The 7,620-nt window shown below is 36.3% G+C and carries 7 protein-coding genes and 1 tRNA gene; all 8 read right to left on the bottom strand.

The annotated features are described in order from the left end of the window. Positions 1–248 precede the first annotated feature (248 nt). Positions 249–620, bottom strand: a complete 372-nt coding sequence (locus tag B2Z27_RS16550) for a hypothetical protein (RefSeq protein WP_179009789.1) — start codon at positions 618–620, stop codon at positions 249–251. A 118-nt stretch (positions 621–738) separates the two neighbouring features. Next, a complete protein-coding gene (locus B2Z27_RS16545; RefSeq protein WP_179004449.1) occupies positions 739–1,053 on the bottom strand; it encodes a hypothetical protein in 315 nt (104 codons plus the stop codon). Between the two features lie 20 nt (positions 1,054–1,073). After that, a complete protein-coding gene (locus tag B2Z27_RS16540; RefSeq protein WP_076547110.1) occupies positions 1,074–1,979 on the bottom strand; it encodes a hypothetical protein in 906 nt (301 codons plus the stop codon). Positions 1,980–2,078: 99 nt separating this feature from the next. Then, on the bottom strand, positions 2,079–3,299 hold the full coding sequence (locus B2Z27_RS16535) for a site-specific integrase (RefSeq protein WP_076547111.1): 1,221 nt from the start codon (positions 3,297–3,299) through the stop codon (positions 2,079–2,081). A 230-nt stretch (positions 3,300–3,529) separates the two neighbouring features. Continuing rightward, positions 3,530–3,603: transfer RNA gene (locus B2Z27_RS16530), tRNA-Asp, on the bottom strand. 72 nt (positions 3,604–3,675) lie between these two features. Continuing rightward, positions 3,676–4,605 carry a DUF58 domain-containing protein gene (locus B2Z27_RS16525; RefSeq protein WP_215998577.1) on the bottom strand — a complete coding sequence of 310 codons (930 nt, stop codon included), beginning with the start codon at positions 4,603–4,605 and terminating at the stop codon, positions 3,676–3,678. A gap of 123 nt (positions 4,606–4,728) precedes the next feature. Further along, a complete protein-coding gene (trxA, locus tag B2Z27_RS16520) occupies positions 4,729–5,046 on the bottom strand; it encodes a thioredoxin (protein WP_027065108.1) in 318 nt (105 codons plus the stop codon). A 212-nt stretch (positions 5,047–5,258) separates the two neighbouring features. Continuing rightward, positions 5,259–7,620: DNA polymerase III subunit alpha (locus tag B2Z27_RS16515; protein ID WP_286814470.1), on the bottom strand; the 2,362-nt coding region annotated here is incomplete at its 5' end.

Here is a 7,620-nt window from a genome sequence, read left to right as displayed (position 1 = left end):
GGTAATATCGGGTACAGAACCCAGATTTATAGTGGCCATAGACCAAATGCCCGTACCTACAAGTGCCACTATAAAGAGCCCAATAATAAACTTGTTATTAATGGAAAATGAAATGATTTTGTTAATCATAGAAAATGTATTAATTCAGTTTAAAACTTACGATGCGAATAGGTGCAACGTATTTATATAGCAATGCCTGTCTTGAGAAGCATCACGTTAGGATATATCTATCCTTAAAAAAAACTGAATTATACTTTAGGAGGTTGCAAAAGTGATTCCAGATATCTGGAAGTGAAGTCTACTTTATGAAAGTTGAACTGTTTTTTATCTTCAAGCTTTAGTTGATTGGTTAAAGCCGAATTGTTGTTCGCAATAATTAATACTAGAGGGTGACAACATTGATGATGGGAATGGACTGGTGTATTCTCCTTATCTGGGTTATTATGATGCCCTTCATTTTTTGCATCATTGTCAATGTAATCTTCAACTACATATTCAAGGAAAGAGTCTCCATAAACTTTATGGTCTTGATAATGGGTAATAATGCTTGAAATTTCTTTAATTGGTCCACAAAAGTCCATATCAATGCTAATTCCCTGAAAAAAGAATAAAATTGACATTGATATGGAAAAGAATATTTTCATAAAGTTTGACAAAGATACAAATTAATCGATGCACAGGCTGTGCAAAGATTAATCAGCAGTATGAAATCAGAAATTAATCACACTATTTAATGTATCATCTGCCTCTTTGTGGATGAAGTTTGTTTGATAGCGTATGGTTGTTGTGAAAGAAAAATGTCAATATAATTTTTACAGCATTTGAATAGGAATTTGTAATAGGCTCTTTAACACCGCAATGAAATATTACAGAATTGGATGTGTGAAATAGGTTTTCAAATAACATTCTTGGGTAATCGTCATTGTCCATAAGCCAATTCACGGTCTCATCTTCACTCTCAAAAGTTCGTGTTACACTATCATCTGGCTCAAGATTATTTACGAAGAAGGAAACTGTAGATTTACCATAGATACGTTGTTTATCTGAAAACACGTATTGCGTAACCTCATAAATTAAAATGGCAATACTTGACTTGTAAATTCTTTGAATATTTCGCTCGCTAATGCCTTATCAAATGCCTTGGCTGTTACTAAATCGCCAAGTTTCGATTTTAATAATTGACCAAATGACTTTTTGCTCAAATGCGGAATGTCATCGCGAAGCTCATCGAACTCGTCGAAAATAATTTGCTGTCCAAAACCTAAACCTTCAATTTTCGAGAGAACCTGTTTTATAAGTTCTTTCAGTTCCTCATCGGAATTACTAATTTTGGAATAGTCCGTTGTCTGGGCTTTTCTTGATTGCTCAATGGCATATTTACCTTCCAATTTCAGTTTGGCATTTACATTCCTGCCATTCATACATTCAATAAATCCTCGGTTTTCAAGCATTCTTCCATAGTCCCAATCTTCGCCACGACCGTTTAATTTAATTCCATTGCCTTCAAGAATCCAGTTAATAGAATGGTATTTACCATCTTTATAAAGGTCATATAGTTTTGAAAGTATTAGTTCGAGTATGCCTTCGGTGTCAAGATTTTGACGTTCATTCAAATCAATTTCATCTGGCCTTACAATTGCATCTGAAATGAATAACATTTTCAAGTAGTAGTCAAGCCCGTTGATTTCATCTTTTAGGGCTTGAATTTCATTTTTAATTTTTTGGTCAGTCCCTAATTTAAAGCCAGTATTATATCCTCTTTGAGCTTTAAACTCATTTGCAAAATTTCTGTTTTCTGGTTCAAAAGATGCTCGAACATAGCTAACAACAGTATTTTCCCAAGATTGTTTTTCTTCCTTAAAATTATTAAATTCATCTTCTGTTTTTGAAGACCTATATTTATCGACAATTGCATTTCCAGTAGATACAAACCCATCGATTTCTTCTTTAAAATCTTCCCATTTTACCTTTATAATCATACACACTATTTTAGTCTGTAAAGGTAGTGGAATGAAAATGCAAACTGTTAAAATCTCAATTGAAGATTTCAACAGTTAGTAAATGCTTATAAAATTTCATCAACCAATTTTTGATTTGAGAAGCGCCATATCATCACTCACTTTCCTCTCAACGACCCTTGCATAGATTTGTGTTGTGGATAGTTTGGTATGCCCTAATAATTTAGATACTGTCTCTATTGGAACACCATTGCTTAAAGTTACTGTGGTAGCAAAAGTATGGCGCGCCATATGAAAAGTCAGGTTTTTTTTGATACCACATAGGTCAGCGATTTCCTTTAAATAACTGTTCAATTTCTGATTAGATAACTTGGGCAAAAGATTGGATGTGTCATTGGTTCTATAATGGTCTTTGTATTTATCTATTAAGATTGCAGCTTTGGGTAATAGTGGAATTTTGAATGGTGCACCTGTTTTTACTCTTTCGGCCATTATCCAAGGACTACCATCTATACCCATTACAATATTATCTTCATTTAATTGTACAATGTCAACATAAGAAATACCGGTGTAACAACTAAAAACAAATAAATCTTTCACAACCATAAGACGCTCTATGGAAGAAGACAAATCTTCAATACTTAATAATTCAAAATCTGTAAGGAAACCACGTTCTTTCTTTTCAATTTTCATTTTAAAATTGACAAACGGGTCTCTTTCAATCCATTTCATCCGATAGGCAAGAGTAACCATTCTGCGTAAACGCTTAATATGCTTCATTGCGGTATTATTGCCAATTTTAGATTGTCCGCTTTTAGGTACATACGACCGAAGAAAATCTTCAAAGCCCACGATAAAACCATATTCAAGATTGAAAAGTGGGATGTCTGTCAGTTTGTATTCCTTTAGAATATATTCCATCATATAACGTTGACTGGTCTTATATTGACCCATCGTATTCCTATGCAACTTATGTTGCATCTTTTCATTGTAGTAATCAACAAGGTTTTGAAAGGAAAAACGTGTTTTATCTTCGCCTAAAAATTTGGCTTTGACCATTTGGGAAGTGAAAGGCACTTCATCCCTCTTGAAATCTTCGTAAATCCTATATACTTTTGATTGTACTTCGTTCAAGTAAAGATTGAGAATACGGGAATCCTTATCGGTCCCACTTGCTCTTTGTAGTTTTTCATCCCAAGTAGAAATATTGATTTTCTTCTTGAGACTAATGTTGACACGTTTACCGTTTAAGGTAACCCGAATGTAGATATTTGCTTTGTTGTTTACAGCACGTTTTCCGTACACCCAAAACAATATTGAAAATGTTGATGAAGTTCGCATAATTGTCGTCTTTAATGATTAAACATTTAGTGAGACGAAAGTCAAATCAACTATACTAACACCAGTAAGTTACGTCAATCTGTCAACATAATCGCAGATAAAAAAATATGTTGACGATTTGTGACCTTTTAGATGCAAATGATATGAAATTATATGATTGCCCTAAAAACATAAAACCTTGCAAATCATAAGATTTACAAGGTTTTGAGGAAATTTGATTTCCCATTTAGCGGTCTGGACGGGACTCGAACCCGCGACCCCCTGCGTGACAGGCAGGTATTCTAACCAACTGAACTACCAGACCGTGGCGTTTAGCGAGTGCAAATATACACCGCATTTTCAATTGCACAAACATTTTTCTTTATTTTTTTTCAAACTAGAGAAACTTATTTCTCTCCACAAGAAAAGTATTCAGCACTGTAGAGAAATCTCGGTGTATATCTATGTCCACATATTTAATTTTATATTGGGCACATTTCATTTTTATATCATTTAAGTAATTTGTAACCCGTTCATTATAAGCTTCTTTTATGTTGTCTGCATAGAGGTCTAAATGTTCTCCAGTTTCTACATCGACAAATCTCTTGGGGGTGTTTTCAAAATTGAAGAAGATTTCTCGCTGTTTATCCATTGGGTGAAAAAGTACCACATCATGCTTATTATATTTTAAATGACGTAGCGCTTCAAACAATTCTGCATCATTTTTTTCGGTTTGAAACATATCGGTAAACAAAAAAATAAGGCTTCTACGCTTAATATTCTCTGCAATCTGATGTAAGTAGGTGTATGTTTTGGTCTCCTTAGGTGGATTCTTTGCCATACCCACACTACTTAACTGGGCTAAAAGCATCTGAAAATGACGTTCGCTGCCTTTTTCAGGGGCGTAATAGTTATAAGCATCGGAGTATATGCTAAGGCCAACAGCATCTCGTTGTCTTTTAAGTACGTTCATCAACGCTGCTATACTCAAGACGCTAAAACCAATTTTATTTAAATTGTCAATACTTAAATTGTCTACCTCAGGATAATACATAGAAGCAGAGTTATCCAAGATCATGTGGCATCTTAAATTGGTCTCTTCCTCATATCTCTTGGTGTACAGCTTGTCTGTTTTGGCAAATAGTTTCCAATCTATATGCTTGGTACTTTCGCCATTGTTATAGATTTTATGTTCCGCAAATTCCGCAGAAAACCCATGGAACGGACTGCGGTGTATTCCACTTATAAAGCCTTCTACAACTTGATTGGCAAGTAGCTCTAAATTGGAGAATAACGACGATTTGTTTAATTCTGATTGTAGATTCACATTACTAAAGATAGTGAAGACGACTGAACTATATAAATGGAAAGAATTAAAATTACTGCAAATAACAAGAGCCGGCAAATGCCGGCTCTCCTAACTTATTTTATTATAACGTGATACAGTTGCTTACAAAGCTGCGTCAATAGCGTCTGTGTACACTTTCTTAGGTGATACACCTACTTGTCTACTTACTATCTCGCCGTCTTTAAAAACTAAAACTGTTGGTATATTACGTACACCATATTTTGCAGCAAACTCTTGATTTGCATCTACATCAACCTTGCCAACAACAGCTTTGCCGTCATATTCAGTACTAACTTCGTCTATGATAGGACCTACCATACGACAAGGACCGCACCATGCTGCCCAAAAATCTACTACTACAGGTTTATCGCTTTTTAAAACTACCTCGTCAAAAGTAGCATCTGTTATTTCTAATGCCATTTTATTTACTTTTATTGATTATGCAAATTTAGTCAATTATTCTTCTGTTTCCTTACGGGCCAACAATTCGTTTTGCCTATAGGGGTATCAAGCTAATTTATCAATTTTTAGGGCTATTTTCTTACATTTTACTGCTAAATAAAAGTTATAATTTGCAGTAATGATGTTTGTAAAACGCATATTCTTAGCCTAATACTCCATAATTACATTATTTAGTTGAGCTTAAAATGAACGTCTTGTTGCTCTAAAAGTTGTAATAATTCGCTCGAAATTTGTACTTTTTGTCTTCTACTGTTCAAATTCACCTTAATTTTTTCTTCCATTTCGTAGACAATAAATTTAATGGCATGGTCTCCTTTATGGTTGTCAAAGGTGTCTTTTAAGGTCCTGACTTTTTCTTCTTTTAACTCGGCAATATTAAGTTTAATGGTCAGTTTTCTGGCATAGGTTTCCATGACCTCTTGTAATAACATAAAGCTATTGAATTGCATTCTTGGGTCTCCTTTCTTTCCCGTATCCTTATTTGTCCATCCATCTCGTACATAGAGTTTTACATACGCGAAGGAATTGATCATTAAGAAATGTCTAAATTTCAGGTATTCCTCACCAAATATTCTAAATTCAAAAGAGTCCGTGTAATCTTCCATGGTAAACGCAGCCCAGCCTTTACCATTTTTAGAAACCCTATGCTGTACATCTGTAATGACTCCTGCAAACGTAAGTTCTCTGTTTACATACGTGGGTAAATCGTTTACGCAGCCAACATTTGCGTTACAAAAAGCTTTGATTTCCGTTTTAAAATCGTCCAAAGGGTGTCCGGATATATAGATACCTACCACTTCTTTTTCTCGACGGAGTTTTTCCATGGTTCCCCATTCTTCGCAAGGTGGTACAACGGGTTCCGGTATTTGAACCTCACTGGCGTCACCAAAAAGGCTTACTTGTGAAGAATTTTCGTTTTCTTGATACTTTGCACCGTATTTAATGACTTTTTCAAGGAATGTAATGCCGTCACCTTCATCATGAAAATATTGTGCCCTATGTGTAGTACCAAAAGAATCGAAGCCACCTGCAACGGCAAGGTTCTCAAATGCTTTTTTATTGGCTGCACGTAGGTCTATTCGTTTGGCAAAATCGAATACAGATTTATAAGGACCTACATCTTTTCTGTTTTCAACTATGGTTTCAACGGCACCACGACCAACGCCTTTTACCGCTCCCATACCAAAACGAACCGCACCGGCATCGTTTACGGCAAATTTGTAGTAAGATTCGTTTACATCTGGTCCAAGTACATCTAAGCCCATACGCTTACATTCTTCCATGAAAAATGTAACCTGTTTAATATCGTTCATGTTGTTACTCAGTACCGCCGCCATATACTCGGCAGGGTAGTGGGCTTTACAATATGCAGTTTGGTAGGCGATCCAGGCATAGCAAGTGGAGTGCGATTTGTTAAAGGCATAGGCTGCAAACGCTTCCCAGTCTTTCCAAATTTTTTCCAATTTATCTACGGCATGTCCTTTTGCTGAAGCTTGTTCAATGAACTTTGGCTTCATTTTATCTAGTACGTGCTTCTGTTTTTTACCCATTGCCTTACGCAATACATCGGCTTCACCTTTAGTAAAGTCTGCCAGTTTTTGCGATAGGAGCATCACTTGCTCTTGATAAACTGTAATGCCATAAGTTTCCGCTAGGTATTCTTCACAAGCGTCAAGGTCATATACAATTTCTTCGGTGCCGTGTTTACGGGCAATGAAACTTGGTATGTATTCCATAGGACCAGGACGGTACAAGGCGTTCATGGCAATAAGATCGGCAAAAACCGTTGGTTTTAGGGATCTCATGTGTTTCTGCATTCCGGGAGATTCATATTGGAATACACCTACCGTTTCACCACGTTGGAAAAGTTCATAGGTTTTTTCATCATCCAGCGGAAAATTCTCCGGGTCTAGCTCAACACCATGTTTGGCTTTTACGATTTTAACGGTATCCTTAATTAAGGTCAACGTTTTTAGTCCCAAAAAATCCATTTTCAACAACCCTGCGCTTTCTACTACTGAGTTGTCAAATTGGGTACAGTACATTTCCGAATCTTTGGCAAGCGCCACGGGTACGAACTTGGTTATATCATCTGGTGTAATGATAACCCCACAGGCGTGAATACCGGTGTTACGTACAGAGCCTTCCAATACGTACGCTTGGTTTAAGGTTTCAGATTCTAATCCGTCGCCTTCGGAAATGTTCAAAAGCTCGTTTATCTTCTCGAGTTCTTCACTGTTGAATTTGCTTCGGAGTACCTTTTCATCAATGCCGATAATTTTTTTCAGCTTGGACATGTTCGGGATCAACTTCGCCATACGGTCCGCATCACCTAAAGGTAGATCAAGCGCTCTAGCCGTATCTCGAATAGATGATTTCGCGGCCATGGTACCATAGGTAATAATCTGTGCTACCTGGTTAGATCCATACTTGTCAATTACGTAGTCCATAACCCGACTTCGCCCTTCGTCATCAAAGTCAATATCGATATCGGGCATACTTACACGATCCGGATTTAGGAAACGCTCAAAA

The organism is Maribacter sp. UBA3344 (assembly GCF_002362375.1).
GTDB classification, from domain to species: Bacteria; Bacteroidota; Bacteroidia; order Flavobacteriales; family Flavobacteriaceae; genus Maribacter; species Maribacter dokdonensis.
This window is presented reverse-complemented; position numbering and strand designations above follow the sequence as displayed.